The following is a 20,175-nucleotide window of genomic DNA, read 5'->3' as shown; positions in this document are numbered from 1 at the left end:
CAAACAAGAAAGGCCGCCGGCTCTCCGCCGGCGGCCCTTTTTGTTGACACTCTTGCTTGCTTGCGTGTCCCGATGCCCGGAAACGTCAGCCGGTCTGCGGTTGCACGCTCGCCGAAACGCTCTTCCTGGCTTCTGCCGCCATTTCGCGTGCATGGATGCCAAGCAGCAGGAAGGCCGGCCACAACAGATAGACCTCGATCTCGATGTTCTCGCCGAAGGTCAGAATGAACATGGCCAGCATCAAGGCCAGCGGCAGCCGGCCGCGCGGATGCCGCACCGAATCGACTGCGATCAGCCAGAAATGCACCGCCATCGGCACCGCAAGCGCGAAGAAGCCGACAATCCCCTTCACGAAGAGCAGGCCGTACCAGGTGTGGTGACTGCCAATCGGCATGAACTCGACCAGGTGCGGGCCGGGTTGCACGGTGCCGTGCCCGAACCACACTGATTCAGTCTGCCATCGCTCATAAGCGATCCGCTGCAGTGTCTCGCGAACCCTTGTGCTGTCCGCGCGCGCTCCTTTGAACGCCGCGATCCCGTCAGTCACCGTCTGGAGCACCGCCGTACCGAGCACCGCCATAGACGCGGCGACGCCGGCGGCCATTTGCCAGGCAAAACCGCGCAGCATCAACGGCATCATGCGCGGCGTCACCGTGCAAACGACCAGCGCCACAAGGCTCATGCGCGACTTCGACAGAAAGATCATCGCCAGTCCGGCAATGACGCCCGCCAGCATCCAGCGGCGCGATTTGTCCTCCAGCGCAAAGGCGATCATCACCACGCCGAGCAGGCCGGCAAATGGCGACCACGGCGCGTAAAACTGCCAGCGCGACGCTCCGCTGCCAGGATCGATCGTGTACAGATAGACGGTGAAATACTCCGGCCCCGGCCCGCCAACCACCTTGAGTGGCGACAGGAAGATCTTTTCCGGCAATCCTATGCTGGGCGCAACCAGCAGCATCGGCAGCAGGATCAGCGTCACCAGCCCGACTACATTCTGCCCGCGGATCAGCACCTCGCGCCGAATTTGCAAGGCGGCGCCGGCGACCATCAGAAGCGGGATCATCGCCCAGCCCTTGGCCCAGCCGATGGACGACTTGATCGTCTGGCCCATGCCGAGCCCCCAATCGAGATGCCCGGCCCACAACGCAATCAACATGACCGCCATACCCGCGCACCACAGCCATACGATCCAGGGGATCGCACCGGCCGGGCGCAGATCGACACGCAGCGCCGGGCCGAGATAGAGCGAAAGAACGGCGATTCCGCCGAGGCACCAAGCAAGCACCGGGCCGACGACATAAAGCGCGCCGAGCGCATAGAACGCCCATGTCAGTGCAAGTGTCCAGTAAACGATGCTCTCGACAGGATTACGCGACTGCATCGGCGTCGCCGCCTTTGGTCCCGAGCGCCTTGCTCACACGGTCGATCAGCGGCCGGCGCAGCCATCCGAGCATCAGTCCGATGATCAGGAAAACCGTTGCCACAATACCCGCCGCGATGGCCAGGATACGGTTGGGCGATGACGGTCCGCGCGGCAGGTTCGGCGGTTCGGCGATCTGGACCATCGGATAGGACGCGAAAAGATCGGTCTTCGAAGCGTTCAGCCGGGCCAGCGCCGTCGTGAACACCGCCTCGGCGACCTTGTAGTCGCGGTTCAGCTTGTCCAGTTCCGAAGCCGCGCCGACGAGTTCGGAAATCCGCAGCTCCAGCGCCTCCAGTTCGTTGCGCAGGGCGCGTTGTCGACCCCTCAGCCCGTCCCGCTTGGCGACTTCTGACACCAGCTCCGTCATCAGCTCGCCAGTCTGGCCTTCAGTCGTCCGCTGCACCTCGGTCTGCAGTTCCTCGACGCCGAGCCCGGTAATCGCGACCGCCCGGGTCAGCATCTGGGCGCGAATGCCGTTCTGCCGCCGCTTGACATCCAGCACCTCGGGATGGCGCGGACCGTAAAGCTTCTCCAGAGAGGCCAGCTTGGCCGCCTCGTCCGACAGCGCGCCGACCATGATCTCGTATTCGGGGTCCGCATTGAGCTGCAGTGTCTTGGCCGCCGATTCCGGTGAGATGTCGAGCAATCCGGCGAGCGAGGTCACCAAGTTGGACACGCTCTCCAGTTCCGCCTCGTTCTGGGCGATCTCGCGCAGCAGATTTTCCTTGGCCGTGACGATATCGGCAAACTGGCCTGTCGAGCTGAGGCCGGTATCCAGTTGCAGCGCGCTGATCTTGTCGCGGATCTGGTCGACGCTTTCCTGGTATACCCGCACCGTATCGACGGTCGAGGCCTCGCGGCGTTGAATCTCGTCGGTCCGCAACTCGTCCATCTCGGTCAGAAACGCGTCGAGGATGGCCTGGGTGCGCATCTGCGCATCCTTCGGGTCGGGCCCTCGCATCTCGATACGAAGCAGGCTGGTCTGGTCGACCAGCGTGATGCGCGGGCGTCCATACGCGGCCACGTCGGTACCGGCGATTTCCGAGGCACGGTCGACCACCCGGTCAGACTGGATGAACTTCTGGTAGGTCACGGTCGGACTGATGGCCGAACTCGAATAGGGTGAATTCGACGATGTCGTCGCCTGACCGATTTCCGACAGGTTGACCGAGCTGGACACGCCGGTTCCGGGCAGGATCAGCGCCACGTTCGAGGTAAACCGTTCCGGCGCGAACATGACGTAGGAAACGATCGGCGCCCAGAACACTGGCGCGATCAACAAAAAAATAAGAACGTAGCGCGGAAATCGCCCGACATCGTTGAGACGTCCGCCGCGCATCAGCCGGCCAATCGAAAGCGCCCTGAACGGGGTGCGTTTCAGCCGCAGGAAGCGTGGGATGAAAGACCGTGCCTTTACCGTTGGCGCGGTTTCCTCCCCCGCCTCGTATTGGCCCTCGAGGTCATCGCCGTCGGGCGCGACGGTTCCGCCGTGCAGGCTTTCGGGTGCTGTTCGCGCATTCATCGTCGGTTCCTTGGGCTTGCGGACAAAATCGCCTGCACCTTCATACGGCCGCTATTGCAACGGGCGGCGGCCGGACCTGGGAGATCGTCCCCTGCCCTGCCGGACAGGATCGGACGCCACGTTGTCAAAACAATCCCTCCTCCTTTGCAATGATTGCCGCATGTGTTCGGTTTCTCGCCTCAAGCTTGCGGCACAGCGTCTTCACATGCAGTTTGATCGTCACTTCCTGCAGGTCGAGGTCGCGGGCGATCTCCTTGTTCGATTGGCCCTTAACAAGCCCTTCCAACACCTGCATTTCCCGCTCCGTAAGCTTGCCCGCCAATGGGTGCTTTTCCGTTTCCTCAACTTCTGTCAGGAACTGGACCGGCGCATACTGTTCGCCCGCGGCCATGAAGCGGATTGCATGGATCATCGACTTCGCTGCGATCGTCTTGGGAAGGAAGCCCGCCGCGCCCAGTGCGAGCGCCTCTTCGGCAGTCGTCCTGTCGATGGTGCCCGAGATGATCGCCACCGGGCTGTGGTAGTTCAGTTCCATGGCCTTTTTGAGACCATCAAGCCCATCCATGCCCGGCATCGTGTAGTCGAGCAGCACGAGATCGTACGGGCCGGCACTGGTAATCTTCTCCGCAGCTTCCTCGAAATTGCCGGCTACGGTGACCGAGATGTCTTTCTCCGATTGAAGGAAAGCGCATATTGTGTCGCGGACCAGTTCATGGTCGTCCGCAATAAGCATTTTCATGCGCATACTCCTTGATCTGCCCGAGCGGCAACTAATCCCGCAAGTTCAGATTTAGTGTACATTCCATTAAGAACAGCTTTCCTATCCATTCGTATATATAGCCATGTCCCCGCGCACACGGCGGCAACGCTATTGCCGGGACAACTATGCTCAGGCCCGTGAGACCGGGCGCCTTCAACCGGACATTCTTGGCCAACACCTGAACTGGAGGCCGAAATGACTGCCGTTGAAACCCGCGAACTCTTTTCGCTGAACCTGATGAACACCAATCTCGACCAGGCTGTCGAAACGCTGCTGGACGGCTCGCGTCCGAAGACCGCGGCATTTGTCAACGCCCACTGCATCAACGAAACCACCCGCTCGGCGGATTACCGCTGGGCGCTCGAACGCGCCGACCACATTCTGCCCGACGGATCCGGCATCGCCCTCGCTGCGAAGCTGCGCGGCTTCCGCATGGCGGCCAATCTGAATGGAACCGACCTTTTCGTACCGTTGTGCCGCAAGGCGGCGGAGAAGGGCCTTTCGGTTTTCCTGCTTGGCAGCCGTGACGGCGTCGCCGCTGCCGCCGCCGACAAGGCATGCGAACTCGCACCGGGCCTGCGTATCGCCGGTACGCGCCACGGCTACTTTAACGACGACGAGACCGGAGAGGTGATTGCCGAGATCAACCGCTCCGGCGCCGATATCGTGTTGGTCGCCCTCGGCGTGCCGCGCCAGGACGTGTGGATCGCCCGCAACCGGCAGCGTATTGCCGCACACCTCGTCATGGGAGTCGGCGCCCAATTCGACTTCTGGTCCGGGCGGGTTCCGCGCGCTCCGGCACTCTTGCGTCACACCGGTCTGGAGTGGACATTCCGCTTGGCGGTCGAGCCGAGACGCATGGCGCGCCGCTACCTGATCGGTAATCCGGTCTTCGTCTGGCGCGCCGCCAAGGACGCGTTCAAGAAGCGTGCAAAGCGCGAGAAGCGCGAAACCGGCATGACGGCTGACCGCCTGCTCGATCTTGCCGTAACCTCATCCGCGCTGATCGCGCTTGCCCCGCTGTTTGCGGGCCTGACGGTGGCCGTGCGCATCACCTCGCCCGGTCCGGCATTCTTCAAGCAGGTCCGCGTCGGCAAGGACGGCAAACCGTTCCACCTCTACAAGTTTCGCAGCATGTACATCGATGCCGAGGAACGCCGCCAGGCAGTGCTGAAGCTGAGCGACCGCAAAGGCGTGTGCTTCAAGGCGCGCAACGACCCGCGGATCACGCCGATAGGCAGATTCCTGCGCCGCTACTCGCTGGACGAACTGCCGCAGCTGTTCAACGTGCTTACCGGCGACATGAGCATTGTCGGTCCGCGCCCGTCGATCCCGTCCGAGGTCGAGGCGTTCCCGCCGCGCGCCCTGGGTCGCCTGTCCTGCAAACCGGGTTTGACCGGTGTCTGGCAAGTTGCCGGCCGCGCAGAGATCGGCTTCGAGAAGATGATCGACATGGACCTGGCCTACGCACGGTCGAAATCGGTCGTCCTCGACATCATGATCATGATGCTGACGGCCCGCGCGGTCCTGACCGGTCGCGGTGCATACTGAGCCGCGAAGGCATGAACGATCAGCACCCGCCGGTTTGCCGACCGGCGGGTGCTTTGTTTGCATCACTGGAAGCGGGTTTAGCCGGGGCCGCATTCCTCCGCCATTTCAAGCGATTGCGATACTGACCTTACGGAATATATGAGCGTTACGCAGGGGCGGTTTTGCGTCAGCCGCATCAAAGATCGGTAAGCTTGCCCATGTGTTTGGCGACGAGATAGTAGAAGGTGACGCGGTTCTTGTTCCGGTCGCCGCCCATTTCCGCGCAAACCCTGGCGATGATCTCGTCGCCCGCATCGGCATTTGTGTTGCCAAGTTTCTTCTCGCACCACTTTTCGCGCACTCGCGCCAATTCGCTCGGATCGGAACATGACACCAGCGAGGAGTCGCGGCTGCGCAATGCGATGCCGAGATGCTTGACGATCTTCTCGACGATCGCCGCATCGGCGTTCGGGTCGTATCGCTTCACGTCATCGAGATATTCGCTCATCCGTCGGTCCTTCCCTCGCTTGCGGACTAGACCGGATCCGGTGCGCGTTGGCCCGACCCGGCACGTACCGGCCATGTTGTGTGGACCGTCCGCAAAGTCAAGCCGAACCCTTTGTGTTCTCCTTTGAAAGCAACTATATAAGGGGTGCCGGGCAACCGGCTATGACAATAAACTGGCGATGCAATAAACCATTCGGACCCGGGGGCGGTACCCGGCGCCTCCACCACAAACGGTTTGCGCGAACCGCTTGTGACGGGGGCGAAACAGGATCGACGAGGGTGTAAAGATCGTTCTTTTGTCCGGCATGATTCCGCCGTTATCGGGTCACTTTAGTAGTTGCAAACGACAACTATGCAGAGGCACGTCTCGCTGCCTAATGGCGGTGCGACAGCTTCACTGAAACTCCTAGCGGGTATGCTCTGCTAGGCGGGGTTCGGAGGCACCTGGCAACAGAAGCCTCCACTTCTCCTGTTTCCGGCCAGTATTTTCGCCGCAATCGCGCCACCAATCGCCGGCGCAAAGCCCTTGACCTGATTAGCGGAAAGACGCACATCTTCCCCTGAAGATGGAAGGACGCCCGGCGCGAACTGGAAGACGATGACCGAAGACATGATCCGCTACGACATTCTGGTGCAGAATGCGCTGCGCGGCGTGATCCGCAAGGTCTTGTCCGAAGTCGCCCGCACCGGCTTGCCCGGCAACCACCATTTCTTCATAACCTTCGTGACCAACGCGCCCGGGGTGAAAGTCTCCAACCGGATGCGCGAACAGTATCCCGAGCAAATGACGATCGTTCTGCAGCACCAGTTCTGGGATCTTGAGGTCTCCGACACCGCGTTCGATGTCGGTCTGTCGTTCTCCGACGTGCCCGAAAAACTGCATGTGCCCTATTCGGCGGTTCGCGGATTTTACGATCCCTCGGTCAATTTCGAGCTCGAGTTCGATGTCGAAAGCGCTGAACTGGCCGATGAGCCCGAGGGCCAGGAGGCGGACGCGCCGGCCGACGAGCCGGAGGAAACCGCCGCCAAGCCGAAATCACGCCGCAAGGATGCCGGCAAGAGCGCCGCCAAGGCCGCCGAAGCCGATGACGCGGAGCCCGAAGACGAAGACAAGCCGGCCGGCGGCGCCGACGTCGTCTCGCTCGATTCTTTCCGGAAAAACAAATAGGCGGAGCGCTCGCCTGTGGTGGTGCGCAAACATTCGGTGACCATCTCCGGCCATCGCACCAGCTTCTCGGTCGAGGATGCCTTTTTCGACGGCTTGCGCCGGACGGCCGAGCGCCGCGGCCTGTCGCTGGCCGCGCTGATCGCCGTGATCGATGAAGCCAAGCCCGCCGATTCGAACCTGTCCTCGGCGTTGCGGATATTCGTGCTCGAGGAAGCCCTGGCGGGAAGGCTGACCGGCCACCTACGGGAATGAACCGCTATTGCCGCACTGGCCCCTCGCCACCGCCAAGCGGGCGCACCTCCGTTCCGGCAGCCTGTTGCTCTTCCTCGGCGGCTCCGTCCACGCCATCCGCCGGCGCCTGCTCGCGCTCGGCTTCGCGTGCGGCGCGCAAGGCTCGGAAATAGCGCACCTCGCGCCGTAGCCGCTGCTTCTCCAGAAGCCGCGCCTGCAACGCCTCGACACGCCTTTGTTCGCGTTCCAGCGCGCGCTGCGTCAGGTACCCCGTGACGGCCGAGTAATCGGCGGTCATGCCGGTCGCCCCCGCCGCATTGGTGGCAAAGGTTAGCGAGACCTCCGGCTGCGGACCGGCCACCGCTTCGGCGCCGGCGTCGTATGTCAGGCGGGTATCGCCGGTGATTGACCCGGTCAGCAGGTCGACCGCCAGATCAGTAGCCGCGGACAGCCGTCCAACGGCGGCGGTTGCATTGGTGACCCGCATCTCGCCGCTTGCCATGGTGATCGGATAGTCGGCGGCAGCAAACTCCGCCTCGCCGCCCATGAACGCAGCCTCGGCCAGCGCCTCGATCTGCGCCGGCGTGATCTCGTAGCCGATCGCATCGGCACCCTCGACCATCGCTTCAAATCCGTCCGTCCGCAAACCGGCGACTGTCAGGCGATTCAGCGACAGGACACCCGAACCGCTTAAAGTGTTCAACAATGCTTCGGTGCTGCGCCCACTGCCGCTCAGTTGCAGACGAAGATCGGCCTCGCCTTCGGCGACCGCGCCTGTCACCGGCAGAATGCGGATCGACTGCGCGTCTTCGGCTTCCAGTTGCGCATTGACGAGCAGCGCGCCGGCGCTGCTCTGCAACTCGGCCGAGCCGCTGATCGACCCGCCAGCGTATTGGCCAGCCATGTCGCTGAAGGCCATTGCATTGTTCTTGTAGGTAAATGCGGTTGAAAACGCTGTCAGCGGCTCCTCGCCTGCCGGCAGCGCGACTTCCTTCGCCGTCAGGCCGACCTCGATGTCATAGCCGGCAAGCAGTGGATCGCCAAACAAGCGGGCCGGCGCCTCCGGATCCGGACTGACCAGATCTGCTCCGACCGAAGGGTCGCCGGTCAGCACACCGTAAAAGCGCCCCGCTTGCAGGAAGTCGAAGGCAAGATCGCCACGCACCAGCGGGTCGCCACCTTCCAGCGAAACCGAAACGTCGCCGCTCACGCCGTTGCCGTCGAGGATCGCGCTGATGTCGCGCAGCACCGCCTTGCCGCGCCGGTAGGAAACGGCGGCGGCGAAATCGGTCTCCGTGCCCAGTCCCATGCCCGGCAGGCCGTAGCCGAAGGCCATCATCCAGGGCTCGATATCGCGCGCCTCGATCGCTGCCGTACCGGTAAAGCCGGTCGACAGCATGTCGGCGGTCATCACCCCGTCCAGCACGGCATACATGTCGTCGCCCTCTGCCGACAGGTTCGATCTCATTCCGTCGAACAGGCTGCCATTCGCGGTCACCTCAACAGTCAGCGGACCCAGTCCGTCGGTTGGCAGACCCGACACGCCTGCTTGGGCCAGCAAAGTCTCCGCCACGTGATTGTCGAACGAGCCGTTGACGAAGACATAGGCCTTCTCGCTATCCGTCAGCGCTCCATTTGCGGTCGTCGTCACCGAGATGTTGGTGTTCGCGCTCCTGCCCGAAACGCTGAGACTGGCTTCGCCGGCCAAGCCGCTGGCCAACCGCGCGGTTCCGACCACATCAAGCCGGGTTTCGGCAAACGCAGACGGACTGCGCGCCGCGATCGTTCCGAAAGATTTCAGCACCGCGTTATCCGGATACCTGGTGCGCAAGCCCAAAATGAGCTCGGCGCCGTCGGGGGCAACCACCGTGGTATTGATTTCCGCGACCCGTTCCTCGCTGCCTTGCGACAGGCTTGCCGTGGCCGACAGCGATGCTCCGAAAAGGCCGCTGACCGAAAAACTGTCGATCTCGATCCCTTCGGGCCGGGCACGCAGCGAGGCGTTCAGCCGCTCCGGCCGGATCCCGTCGAAATCGGGTTGTACCAGATCGACCTCCAGATCGAGATTGTGATCGGCGAAACGCTGCGCCCCGTCATCGCCGACAAACACCGCCGACATGGCCTGCAATGTCCGGTAATCGGTCTCCCGGCCGATCAGCACGATGTCGAGCGTACTGCGCCGCGTCGGATCGGACTCGCGCTCTACCCTGCCATGCAGGCGCGCCTCGTCGGCAATGACCTCGATATCGTCGATCACCTGGCGCTCGCCACGCAGGGAAACCCGCGCCGCGAAACCCGCATTGTCAAGCTGTCGGATTGCCTCATCGGCAGACCCAGTCAGCCAGGTCGCGAAGCCCGACGGCTGCCGCGACGCCAACAGGATATCGCCGTCAAAGGCGAAACCATCGCCCGCCCCGGCGTCTTCGTCGCCCGAAGGGAGCCGCGCGATGCCCGCGGCCTTGATTTCCGTACGCCCGGGCAACTGCGCGGAAAGATCGGTGATCCGCCAACCGCGGCCGTCGCCGCCGGCCGCCTCGTCGGGCGAGGCCTTCAACCGGATATCGCGCACTGCCGCGTCGCCGGCGATGATCGCCGGAAGCTCGACATCGATGCTTCCCGGGATCGGCGGCAGCGGAATGGCGGCAAGCACGGCCTGCATGGCGGTCAAACGGTCGACGGCGCTGCGCGGTCCACCCGCCCGCGCATTCGCAGCGCCGTTGTCGGCGGGCAGCGTCACCTGGGTTCCACGCACCGTCAGTGCGTATTTTGGTGCCGCGCCACCACCCAACTCAACATCGCCGGAAACGACGTAAGGATCGGATGGCGATCCGAACTCGGCGCGGTAAACCGGAACGCTCAGCGCCCGCGGCGAAGCGGCGAACTCGCCTTCCACCTTGTAGCGCGGGCCATCCGGCTGACGGTTGAGCGTCGTGAATGTCCCGGCATAGGGATAGGGTCGGTCTGCGCCGGGCTCGGCAATCACCCCGTCCATGACGACTTCGACGCCCTGACGCGGTAAGTCGAGCGCGGTGCGCAGCGGAAAACCTGCACCGCTCAAGGCGCCAGTGGCGACACGGAAAGAAACCGGGTTGCGTCCAAACAATGCCTCGCCATCGAGCCGGATTGGACCGAGCAGGCTTTGTGCCGAAACCGTTGCGTTGAAACCGGTCAGCGTCCATACCCGCGCCGTCGTCTCGTCGACGATCTCGATGCGTCCGTCCGTAATACGGGCGCTTTCCAGCACGACACGCTCTGGATCGACGGGACCGCCTTCGCCCAGCGGCCAATCGGGCAGTCCGTTGTCGTCGAGACGCAGCCGGATTTCCGGCTTCTCCAGCCGCATGTCGAAAATCAGGATCTCGCCGCGCAGGAACGGCGACAATTCGGCATCGAGTGAAAACCGTCCCGCGGTCACCAGCGGCGCATCGGGATCGCCAACATACACATCCTCGAATGTCAGCGAAGGAAACGGGATCAGCCGAGCACTGGCGCTTCCCGCCACGATCACCGGCTTGCCCAGAATGCGGCTCGCTTCCCGCTCGAAGTCCGCCCGATAGTCACTCCAGTTGATGAAGTAAGGCGCGACCAGCGCCGTCACCAGCGCCAGCGCGATCAAGCCGCCCACGAATACAAGAATGCGTGTCAGCGTCTGCTCCCCGCAACGGTTGCCGCGCATTCGCGCGTCAGGCCGCCTGTATATTCCATCTTCACGGTTCCGCTCGTGAATTGCCGCGCATTGCGCCGATATCAAGGCCTGTGAATCACCATAGCAGATGTCACGCATTTGCGATGCGGGAATCGTCAAGCCGGGGTTGTCCCGCGCCAAGCGAGGCGTAAGGTGTGTGAAAAAACAAACCACTCATGCCCGGGCCGAAGCGTCGGATGGCGATTACAGAGAAAATCAGGCACATCCCGGCCATTGTCGCCAGCTGGATCAGGCCCAATATCAAGACGTTCCTGATCACCGGTCAGCCGAAGATCTGGGGTTTGTCGCTGATCATCGGCGTCGCGGTCGGCATCGCCGCGATCGCCTTTCGCGAGGCAATCGGCCTCGTCCAGTTGCTGTGGTTGGATACCCGTACAGAAAACGTCCTGACCTCGGCCCGCAACGCGTCTTGGTACTGGCTGATTATCGGGCCGACCTTCGGTGGCTTGCTTGTCGGCCTGCTGCTGACCCAGCTAAGCGCCAAACGAACCGGCGGCGTCGCCGATGTCATCGAGGCGAAGGTCCATGCCGGCCGGCCGCTCGATTTCCGTGATGGTATCCTGTCGGCGATCACGACGGTCATTTCGCTTGGCTTCGGCGCCAGCGCCGGCCGCGAAGGACCGGTGGTGCATTTGGGCGCAACACTTGCCTCGGTGGTGGGTCACCGCCGCAAGCTGCCGGAATGGTGCGTGCGCACGCTGCTTGCCGCCGGCGTCGCCAGCGCCGTTTCGGCATCGTTCAACGCACCGATTGCCGGTGTTCTGTTCGCCCATGAGGTCATCCTCCAGCATTATGCATTCCGCTCCTTCGTGCCGATCGTCATTGCTTCGACCGCCGGAACCGTGCTGTCGCGGCTCTGGTTCGACGAGGCCACGGTGTTCTTCATTCCAGACTATCAGATCACTTCCTACTGGGAGTTCCCCGCCTTCGCGCTGCTCGGCGTCGTTTCGGCAATCGTGGCGATCTGCTTCCAGTTCACACTTTTCGCCGCCGATTACACGGCCCGCCGGGTTACCCTGCCGTTGGTGTTGCGCCCGGTCATCGGCGGCTTCTTGCTTGGCCTGATCGCGCTCGCGTTCCCGCATGTCCTGGGCGTCGGCTATGAGGCGACCGACATGGCGCTGTGGAACCAGCTGCCCCTGGCGATGATGCTCGCCCTGATCGCCGCCAAATCGCTGGCCACGGCGATCACGCTCGCCTCGCGTTTCGGCGGCGGCATTGTCGCGCCGTCGCTTTATCTGGGGGCTATGGCCGGCGGCGCGTTCGGCCTGATCGCCGGCTCGGTATTTCCCGACATGGCGTCAAGTGGCGGGCTATACGCCATACTCGGCATGGGCGCGGTCGCCGGAGCGGTCATCGGCGCGCCAATCTCGACCACCGTTATCGTGTTCGAACTGACCGGCGGCTACACGCTTTCGATCGCGCTGCTGCTGACCGTGGCCATCGCCTACGGCATCAACCAGGCCATTCACGGCCATTCCTATTTCCATTGGCAGTTGAAGATGCGCGGTCTGTCGATCCACGAGGGGCCTCACCGCAGCCTGACCCGGTCACGCAGCGTGATGGACTTCATGGACCTGCCCGAAGACGGGTCGGAACCGCAAACTCTAGACCCGAATCTGGACACTCCAGCCCTCAAGCCCGGCGATACTCTGGAGCACGCCTTGCGCATCTTCGATACCGGCGGCCACAGTAGATTGCCAGTCGTCGACGTGAACGACTCAGCAAAAATAATCGGCTGGGCGACACAAGTTCGCGCGCTGCGCTACTTCAACAAGTCTTTGATCGAAGCTTCCGTAGAGGAACATAGATAGCCGAAAATCCTTATTATTCAATGGTTTGATTAACCGCGAGTTTACTATGACTGGCTAGCCTGAGGCTAGCCGACGGACATCGGGTTCTGGCGGCGATCCGGAACAACATGAAGAAGACTGCGCACCAAAGGCCGCCGGCCGGCCTCCCAGAAACCGCGACACTCGACGATTATCGCCAATTCGTCGCTTGCCATGTCGATTGGACATGGGAGACCGACGCAGAACACCGGTTTACCGCGTATTCAGAGGTCGGCTACAGCATCACGGGCCTGCAGCCCGCCGATCTGATCGGCCGCTCGCGCCTGGACGTTCTGCGTGAGATCGCCTGCGACAGCCCCCATCTGGAAGAGCATTTCCGCCAGTTCGAGAACCGGCAGCCCTACCGGGATTTCCTGATGGCGGTCCGGACGCCCGCCCAAAACAAGATGTGGCTGACGACCAGCGGTTATCCCCGCTACGACGAAAATGGCGAGTTCCTTGGCTATCGGGGCAGCGCGCGCGAGAGCAGCGACATGGTGCGCATGGCGCGCCAGCTCGACGATGCCAACGCCGAACGTTCGCGGCTGAGCGCCCTTCTGGACGCCGGGCTCAACGCTATCAGCTCAGCCATTCTGGTCTTCGATCCGGACGATATCCTGATCTTTTTCAATGACGCGCTGAAGACAGTATTCCCGGCATATGCCGACACCACTCGCCCGGGAATCGCGCTTCGCGACTTTCTGTACTCCGGTGTCAAATCCGGCTTCTTCGTGCATGACCGGAAGATCGTCAACCAGCCGGAGGCGGTCATCGAGCGGGCGGTCGATGCCTATCTCGAGCGACTGAGCGAATCCGGTTACATCGTCGAACAGTTGTCGGACGGGCGCTGGTGCGCTTTTGAGATCAACCGCCTTGAAAGCGGCATGCTCATCATCGTCGTCAGCGATGTAACGAAAAGAAAGCAACGCACGCACGAACTGAAGCAGGCCAAGTCGGAAGTCGAGGAATCCCGCAAGCTCTTGCAATCGATCGTCGACAATATTCCCTTGTCCATCACGGTTTTCGACAAGGATGACCGGTTTTTGATGACCAACCGCCAGAACTGGGAGCGCCAGCCGGAAATGTCCCCGGTCTTGCGGCCGGGTTCAAAGCTGCATGAAGTGATCAGGCACGCGCATTCACAAGGTCTTTGGCGCAATCTGGGCGGTCACGATCTCGATGCGCTCTATGACGAGAATCCGCAGGAGTGGATCGCCCGCAAGGTCGAGGAGTGCCGCGATCCAGATTTCGACGTAACCCGCAGCCCCAGCGCCGGAAAGTGGTTCCGGACGTTCAATCGCCGGCTTTCCAACGGAGTAACGCTGCGAGTGTCGATGGACATATCCGACCTGAAGAACAAGCAGGAGGAACTGGCGGTCCGCGTCAAGGAAAACGAGCTCTTCCGCAATGTCATCGAAGCGGTTCCGGCGGCTATCTCTGTCCGGTCGGCGGACCAGAAACTGGTCTATGCCAATTCGGCCTGGTCCCAGTTTTCCGGCGTTTCCTTTGCGGATGCGAAGGGAAAAACCGACATCAGGACCTTCGGCAAGCAGGTTGAGCGCCGTTTCCTGGATGACGACCGCGAGGTTCTCGAATCCGACAAGGTCAAGCAGGTCGAGAGAACGGACGAGATGCCGGACGGGTCGATCCGCTACCGGATGGCCCGCAAGAGCAAGGCAACCGGCTCCGACGGCTCGGTCTATATTGTCGGCGTCAGCACCGACATCACGGACATGAAGGAACGCGAACGGGAAGCCATCGAGGCACGCGCGCATGCGGAGTTGGCGCAGAGTATCCTCGACGAATTCTCAAGCCCGGTCATGGCCAAGGACCAGGACGGCCACATCGTCGTCATCAACAAAGCGTTCGAGGCGATCAACGGATACCCGGGCCAAACCATTCTCGGCAAGACCGCCGCGGAAGTCTATGCACCCGGCCAGATCGAGCAGGTAACGCGCTTCGAGGCCGATGTGATGCGGACCGGCACAACCTTCATGCACGAACATGTCGTCACGCGGGCCGACGGGACAGAGTTCGAAGCCAACTCAATCAAGTCGCGCCACCGGCTCGCCGATGGCAAAGACTATATGATCATCCATGTCGAAGACATCACCGACTTCCGCGAGCGCGAGGACGCCCTGCGCGATGCGCGCCGCAAGGCGGAAGCAGCCGACCGTGCAAAATCGGAATTCCTGGCCAAGATGAGCCACGAAATCCGGACGCCGATGAATGGCGTGCTCGGCATGGCGGAATTGCTCAGTGCCACCGACCTGGATTCCCGCCAGCGCACCTTTGCCGATATCATCGTCAAGTCGGGTAACGCGCTCCTGCAGATCATCAATGATGTCCTCGACTTCTCCAAGATCGACGCCAACCAGATGAAGCTGCAAGTCAGACCGTTCGAGCTGCGCGAACTGGTCTATGAGGTCGCCGAGGTGCTGGGCGCCCGTGCCCGGCAGAAAGATATCGAGATAGTCGTCGATATCGACCCGGCGATTGGCGAGCGCTATGTCGGCGACGACGACCTTCTGCGCCGCGTGATGTCCAATCTCGTCGGCAATGCCGTCAAGTTCACCGAGTTCGGCCATGTGCTGATCGAGGTCGAGGTCCAGCAGAGCGGCGAGGAAACGGAACTGACGTTCAAGGTGTCCGACACCGGCGTCGGCATTCCGAACGGCGAACTCGACAAGATTTTCGAGAAGTTCGTGCAGGTCGATTCCTCGACCACGAGCCGTCATGATGGCACCGGGCTGGGCCTTGCCATATCGTCTTCCATCATCAAGCTGATGGGTGGTGACCTGTGTGTCCAAAGCACCGTTGGCGAGGGCTCCGCATTCTGGTTCACCATCACGCTGCCGCCCGCCGAGAATGCCATTTCCGTCAGGGGCCTGCCGCCAATCCCCCTGGGCACAAAAATCTGTCTCATTGACGACAACCAGGCCAGTCGCGCGATGCAAGTCGTCCAGCTTTCTGCGCACGGCATCGAATGCACCGGCTACGAGTCCGGAGCGGCCGGTTTGAGCGGACTGCGTGCCGCGGCAGAGGAGGGCCAGCCATTCGCCGGCGTGATCATCGATTTAGAAATGCCCGGCATGAGCGGGATGGATGTGGCTGCGGCGATCCGCGCCGACACCCGGATGGCCGGCTTGCCGCTGGTGCTCCTGTCGCCTCTAGGCGCCGATATCCCGGCAAACGAAATCGGCAATCTCTGCATCGACGCCGTACTCCCCAAACCATTGCGATGCGCCCGGCTGCACGAAGCGGTTGCAAAGGTAATCGGCGAACCGCGTGACAGTTCCGGGAAGGAGGAGCCGCCCGCCGAAGCGGCAGCCGCCGGTGTTCATGCGCCGGAAACGCCAGTGGCGCGCATAGCGGAAATCGCGCCCTCCGCCCGGCAATACCGCGATGACGAAAGCGCCCGCGAACACGCCATCGACGTGCTCGTTGCCGAGGACAACAGCGTCAATCAGCTGGTTTTCTCGCAGATCCTGCTCGGCTCCGGTTACCGGTTCGAGATCGCCAGCGATGGCCGTCAGGCCGTGGAGGTCAACGCACGCAAAAACCCGCGTCTGATCCTCATGGACATCGCCATGCCCGAAATGAACGGTCTGGAGGCGACCGCCGAAGTCCGCGCCCGCGACGCGGAAACCGGATCGCACACGCCAATCATCGGCGTCACTGCCCACGCGCACGGCGACGACCGCGAAAAATGCCTTGAAGCAGGGATGGACGACTGCATGTCGAAGCCGATCAGCCCGCATGTGCTGATCGACAAAATCGAGAGCATCATCGGCAAGGGCGAACACAAGCGCATTTCGGCCTGATCGACCGTCTGCAGCCTATGCGCCGACAGGTACGAGATGGTTGTCCCATGCGACCGCGTGGCGCGCCGTACGCACCGCCACCGTTCCGTCGATGACAACAAGCAGCCCGGTGCCGCTGGTCACGGCAAAACCGTCGCCGAGGGCGCCAACGCCTGAGACGTCGCGGCTGCGAACGCCACCGAGATACTGACCGTCACACGTGTCGAACACTTGAACGAGCCCCCCGCGCGGCGAGGTCGCAGCGATACGCGTTCCATCGCCGGAAAACGCAACGCTGCCGACATAGTTCTCCATGGCCCGATGGTCTTCGCTGCCGCCTGTCAACAGGTTTGCCGCAAAACCGCGCCTGTGCATACCGATCAGCGGCGGTTGTTCGCCCGTCTCACCCTGCCACTGCATGGCAAAGGCAACCGTTCCGTCGCCGGACACCGCAAGATGGCGGATCGAGTTTTTGCGCAACTCGGCAGCAAGCTCGACCCGATCGACAATCTCGCCATCCAGCGACACATAGCTGAGGTTCGGGCGCATGGTCGCGACGTTGAGTTTCGCCCGGCCGCTGTCCGGATGCGTCTCGATACCGCCATTGGCGACCGCCAGCGTCTGCCCGTCGGGCATACGCACGATTTCATGCGGTCCGACGCCGCCGGAATCATGCTCGCCGATCCGCCGGTAGCCGGCAGCGACATCCCAAACGCCGATCCGTCCGCGCGCGTTCTCGAAATCGTTCTCGGTGGTGTACAAAAGCCGTCCGTCGGCAGAATACGCGCCATGCCCGTAGAAGTGCCGTCCCGCAGGTGTCCGCAAGGTCGCGACGGTCGTTCCCGTCGCGCAATCGATGATAATCGCGAAATCACCGGGCCGTCGTGCGAACGCGACTGCCACGGGTTTGCCCGGATGGGCTGCCGCCGCGTGCCCCCTGCCTGGCAGCGGAAGGTTGAAGACCGCTTCGCCCGCCTTGGATAACCCGTAGAGGGCATAGGCGCCGTCCGGATTGCGCGCTGCTGCGACAAAGGCGGGGCTGCCCGCCTGCGCCCAACCGGTCGATGGGCAAAAACCGGCGGCCAACGCACCGAAAACGAGGGATCGGCGGCTCGGCACGGGATCAGTCCCCGTCGAGCGAGTTGAAGCCGGCGGCAACGCCCAACGCCGGTCCGAGCCGCGTCGTCACGGCATCGCGAACGTCGTCGACCGCTTGCTTCAAGGCCTCGACCTCAAAACGCCCTTGCGGTTCGGCAACACCGGCAAACACCGGATCGCCAAGTTGGGACGCCAGCTTCAATGCGCGCCCAAAGCTCGCTTCCAGCGCCTCGGCGGCGTCCGGCGACGGCGCCGCCAGGAGCCGCGCCAGATCGCGCGTGGCTTCCAGCGACAAAACCACATGGCGCAGCGAACGGCCCGACCGGCGCGCTTCCGCTCGTTTCGGACGCGGCCGCTCGAAGGTACCCATCGGCCGCCCCAGCCGCATGTCGGACGTGAACTCCAGTCCCGTCGACAGTGCTGTCAGCAGGCGCTTGGCAGCCTCTTCCGGGCTGCGGTAGTCGTCGTTCGCGCCGGCATGTCTGAGCAGATCGGCGTAGTTTGCTTGCCAGTCCTCGAGGATGTCAGCCGCGTTACGCGCAACATCGGCGGCCATCGCCCGGACAAGTGCGCATCGATAGTCCGCAGAGCCGCGCTCGGCGAAAGCCGGATCGTACAGCAGAAACTCCAGCGCGTAGAAGCCGCGCGCCGCAATCGAGACCGTGGAAAATCCCTCCGCCGTCGTCAGCGCGGGATCCGCCGCATCGATCAGCGCGCCGAGCGTTTTCGGCGTTTTGCCCCGGCTGTCGGGCCAGAACGCCAGGCTGAACGCGCGATCCGCCGTCTCGGTCGGTCCGAACCGCAAATGGCTGACCGCGATCCACGCATCGAAGGCGGTGCCATAGGCGCTGCGCAATTCCGGCGCGCTCGGCGCGCAATCCGCTTCAGCGGCCGCACTGAGCGCCTGGCTCTTGTCGGCAAAAGTCCGGAAACCGGGCAGGACGTGATTGTCCACGATTGCCGCGATGTCGGGCGGCTCGGCGCGTGCCGTTCCGGCGAGCAACAGTCCGAAAACGAAAATCAGTCGCGTTAGCATCACAAGCTCTCCAAAAACCGGATCAGGGCGGCCCGCTCCTCCGGTGGCATGGCGGCCACGGCATCTCGTTGCTTCTGGGCCTCACCGCCATGCCATAGCACCGCTTCAAGCAACGATCTCGCTCTCCCGTCATGCAGGAAAAAGCTATGCCCGCTGACCTGCTCGGTCAGCCCGATACCCCATAGCGGCGGCGTGCGCCATTCGCGCCCTGTCGCCCGGCCTTCGGGCCGGTTGTCGGCAAGCCCCTCGCCCATGTCATGCAACAGCAGGTCGCTATAGGGCCAGATCAGCTGGAAGCTCTGTTCCGGACGGTCTTCCAGCCGGTGGGTAACAAAGGCCGGCCGGTGGCAGTTCGCACACCCCGTCGCGTGAAAGACCTTCTTTCCCGCCAGCACTACTCGGTCGCCGGCGTCGCTGCGGGCCGGCACGCCGAGATTGCGGCTGTAGAACGCCACGAGGTCAAGCCCGATCTCGTCGACCTCGAATACCCGGTCATCGCCGTCGCCATGCGGCGCGGCCCGGCAATCGGCCTGGGCTTCCGTGCACTCGCCCCACGGATCCACGAACAGCGGCGTGGATATGCCGATATCGCCGGCAAACGCGCCTGCCGATTGCTCGCGCACGGTCGGCGAGCCCGCCTTCAGGCCGAAACGGCCAAGCATCGGCATGCCGAATTCGACCGAGTGGACGATGTTTGCACGACCGGAGATGCCGTCGCCATCCGCATCGTCGGGATCGGCATTGGCAAGAATGTCGGCGGCGGGAATGGCCTCCAGCAGGCCGAGGCCGATCATCGGCGGCGCGATGCGCGGGCTGAGCATCGCTTGCGGATGCAGCGGGCCATAGCCAAGATCGGCTGCCCGGTAGGTCGGCTTGCGCAGCCACGCCGTCTCGCCGCCGGCAAGCGGCACCTCGATTTCCTCATAGTCGATCTGCAACCGGTACTCGGCCTCGTGGCCGGCGAGGCTGAAATCCTGCATTTGCTTGCCGTAGGACGGGTCCGGCCGCGTCGGGATGTAACCGTCGATCCCGGCAGGGGCGTCGGCTGCGGTTCCCGGTATCGAGATGCGCAGAAACATCGAGACCGCGCTGTCGTCCGGCCCTTCCGGCGGATGACCACGCCCGTCCTTGATATGGCAGCGCTGGCAGGAGCGGGCATTGTACAGCGGACCGAGCCCGTCCGACGCCTTGGTGGATGACGGCGACGATACCCAGAGCTTGCGAAACAGGCCGTCGCCGACCCGGAAGTCCAGTTCACCGGCAAAGCTTATATTGCCCGAAGGCTGCGAAAACGCGTCCGCATCGGCCCGTCGGCGCACGGTTGCCGCCCCCGCGGAGAGGTGCTCGTATTTCGAAGGCTTGTCGAAATTTTCGGGCGGGGCCGTCACACCCGCAATCCGAGCCGCCTCTTTGGCCGTGCGCGGCAAGATGTTCAAATGCGGCTCGTCAAGCGGACCCGCTGCGACGGCACCGGCAGTGCCGCACAGGACGAGCGACAGCAAGGTTCTCGATATCATCGGCGCAATACTGCCCGGTCATGCGATGGCGCGGGCCGG

The 20,175-nt window shown here is 63.0% G+C and carries 13 protein-coding genes and 1 other RNA gene; 6 read left to right on the top strand and 8 right to left on the bottom strand.

Going from position 1 to position 20,175, the window contains the following annotated elements:
* Positions 1–85: 85 nt before the first annotated feature.
* The 3 genes from ACO06R_RS07415 to ACO06R_RS07405 all read right to left on the bottom strand — a co-directional run bounded on the left by ACO06R_RS07415 (position 86) and on the right by ACO06R_RS07405 (position 3,687).
* Positions 86–1,384, bottom strand: a complete 1,299-nt coding sequence (locus ACO06R_RS07415; protein ID WP_421857941.1) for a hypothetical protein — start codon at positions 1,382–1,384, stop codon at positions 86–88.
* On the bottom strand, positions 1,371–2,948 hold the full coding sequence (locus ACO06R_RS07410) for a GumC family protein (RefSeq protein WP_421857939.1): 1,578 nt from the start codon (positions 2,946–2,948) through the stop codon (positions 1,371–1,373). Before ACO06R_RS07410 ends, ACO06R_RS07415 begins: the two co-directional genes overlap by 14 nt.
* 124 nt (positions 2,949–3,072) lie before the next feature.
* A complete protein-coding gene (locus ACO06R_RS07405; RefSeq protein ID WP_421857937.1) occupies positions 3,073–3,687 on the bottom strand; it encodes a response regulator transcription factor in 615 nt (204 codons plus the stop codon).
* A gap of 216 nt (positions 3,688–3,903) precedes the next feature.
* Here ACO06R_RS07405 and ACO06R_RS07400 point away from each other — a divergent pair, with 216 nt between their 5' ends.
* Positions 3,904–5,259: a WecB/TagA/CpsF family glycosyltransferase gene (locus ACO06R_RS07400; RefSeq protein ID WP_421857935.1), complete on the top strand. Its 1,356-nt coding sequence runs from the start codon at positions 3,904–3,906 to the stop codon at positions 5,257–5,259.
* 175 nt (positions 5,260–5,434) lie between these two features.
* On the opposite strand, the gene ACO06R_RS07395 is transcribed toward ACO06R_RS07400, so the two are convergent.
* Positions 5,435–5,746, bottom strand: a complete 312-nt coding sequence (locus tag ACO06R_RS07395; RefSeq protein WP_421857932.1) for a DUF2853 family protein — start codon at positions 5,744–5,746, stop codon at positions 5,435–5,437.
* Between the two features lie 107 nt (positions 5,747–5,853).
* Here ACO06R_RS07395 and ssrA point away from each other — a divergent pair.
* The 3 genes from ssrA to ACO06R_RS07380 all read left to right on the top strand — a co-directional run bounded on the left by ssrA (position 5,854) and on the right by ACO06R_RS07380 (position 7,165).
* Positions 5,854–6,210, top strand: a transfer-messenger RNA (tmRNA) gene (gene ssrA, locus ACO06R_RS07390).
* Between the two features lie 133 nt (positions 6,211–6,343).
* The gene (locus ACO06R_RS07385; RefSeq protein ID WP_421857929.1) at positions 6,344–6,913 is read left to right on the top strand and encodes an SspB family protein; all 570 of its coding nucleotides are present in this window, start codon (positions 6,344–6,346) and stop codon (positions 6,911–6,913) included.
* A gap of 18 nt (positions 6,914–6,931) precedes the next feature.
* Positions 6,932–7,165: a ribbon-helix-helix domain-containing protein gene (locus tag ACO06R_RS07380; RefSeq protein ID WP_421857927.1), complete on the top strand. Its 234-nt coding sequence runs from the start codon at positions 6,932–6,934 to the stop codon at positions 7,163–7,165.
* 4 nt (positions 7,166–7,169) lie between these two features.
* On the opposite strand, the gene ACO06R_RS07375 is transcribed toward ACO06R_RS07380, so the two are convergent.
* A complete protein-coding gene (locus ACO06R_RS07375; protein ID WP_421857924.1) occupies positions 7,170–10,820 on the bottom strand; it encodes an AsmA family protein in 3,651 nt (1,216 codons plus the stop codon).
* 206 nt (positions 10,821–11,026) lie between these two features.
* Here ACO06R_RS07375 and ACO06R_RS07370 point away from each other — a divergent pair, with 206 nt between their 5' ends.
* Positions 11,027–12,664, top strand: coding sequence for a chloride channel protein (locus ACO06R_RS07370; protein ID WP_421857921.1), 1,638 nt, complete (start codon positions 11,027–11,029; stop codon positions 12,662–12,664).
* A 107-nt stretch (positions 12,665–12,771) separates the two neighbouring features.
* A complete protein-coding gene (locus ACO06R_RS07365) occupies positions 12,772–16,506 on the top strand; it encodes a response regulator (protein WP_421857918.1) in 3,735 nt (1,244 codons plus the stop codon).
* Positions 16,507–16,521: 15 nt separating this feature from the next.
* Here ACO06R_RS07365 and ACO06R_RS07360 read toward each other — a convergent pair whose 3' ends face one another.
* Genes ACO06R_RS07360 through ACO06R_RS07350 form a run of 3 tightly spaced genes read right to left on the bottom strand, consistent with a single transcriptional unit; the run spans position 16,522 to position 20,136 of the window.
* On the bottom strand, positions 16,522–17,604 hold the full coding sequence (locus ACO06R_RS07360) for a DUF1513 domain-containing protein (RefSeq protein WP_421857916.1): 1,083 nt from the start codon (positions 17,602–17,604) through the stop codon (positions 16,522–16,524).
* Between the two features lie 4 nt (positions 17,605–17,608).
* Positions 17,609–18,619: an imelysin family protein gene (locus tag ACO06R_RS07355; protein ID WP_421857913.1), complete on the bottom strand. Its 1,011-nt coding sequence runs from the start codon at positions 18,617–18,619 to the stop codon at positions 17,609–17,611.
* Entirely contained in the window at positions 18,619–20,136 is a 1,518-nt protein-coding gene (locus ACO06R_RS07350; RefSeq protein ID WP_421857911.1) for a di-heme oxidoredictase family protein, read from the bottom strand. The genes ACO06R_RS07355 and ACO06R_RS07350 overlap by 1 nt, the downstream gene beginning before the upstream one ends.
* Positions 20,137–20,175 lie beyond the last annotated feature (39 nt).

Origin of the sequence: Oricola sp., assembly GCF_965230365.1 — a bacterium.
In the GTDB taxonomy this organism is placed as follows: domain Bacteria; phylum Pseudomonadota; class Alphaproteobacteria; order Rhizobiales; family Rhizobiaceae; genus Oricola.
This window is presented reverse-complemented; position numbering and strand designations above follow the sequence as displayed.

Bases quoted from the DNA above. Each gene is read 5' to 3' on its own strand.
- ACO06R_RS07415 (WP_421857941.1), bottom strand. From the start codon at position 1,384: ATGCAGTCGCGTAATCCTGTCGAGAGCATCGTTTACTGGACACTTGCA.
- ACO06R_RS07410 (WP_421857939.1), bottom strand. From the start codon at position 2,948: ATGAATGCGCGAACAGCACCCGAAAGCCTGCACGGCGGAACCGTCGCG.
- ACO06R_RS07405 (WP_421857937.1), bottom strand. From the start codon at position 3,687: ATGAAAATGCTTATTGCGGACGACCATGAACTGGTCCGCGACACAATA.
- ACO06R_RS07400 (WP_421857935.1), top strand. From the start codon at position 3,904: ATGACTGCCGTTGAAACCCGCGAACTCTTTTCGCTGAACCTGATGAAC.
- ACO06R_RS07395 (WP_421857932.1), bottom strand. From the start codon at position 5,746: ATGAGCGAATATCTCGATGACGTGAAGCGATACGACCCGAACGCCGAT.
- ACO06R_RS07385 (WP_421857929.1), top strand. From the start codon at position 6,344: ATGACCGAAGACATGATCCGCTACGACATTCTGGTGCAGAATGCGCTG.
- ACO06R_RS07375 (WP_421857924.1), bottom strand. From the start codon at position 10,820: ATGCGCGGCAACCGTTGCGGGGAGCAGACGCTGACACGCATTCTTGTA.
- ACO06R_RS07370 (WP_421857921.1), top strand. From the start codon at position 11,027: ATGGCGATTACAGAGAAAATCAGGCACATCCCGGCCATTGTCGCCAGC.
- ACO06R_RS07365 (WP_421857918.1), top strand. From the start codon at position 12,772: ATGAAGAAGACTGCGCACCAAAGGCCGCCGGCCGGCCTCCCAGAAACC.
- ACO06R_RS07355 (WP_421857913.1), bottom strand. From the start codon at position 18,619: ATGCTAACGCGACTGATTTTCGTTTTCGGACTGTTGCTCGCCGGAACG.
- ACO06R_RS07350 (WP_421857911.1), bottom strand. From the start codon at position 20,136: ATGATATCGAGAACCTTGCTGTCGCTCGTCCTGTGCGGCACTGCCGGT.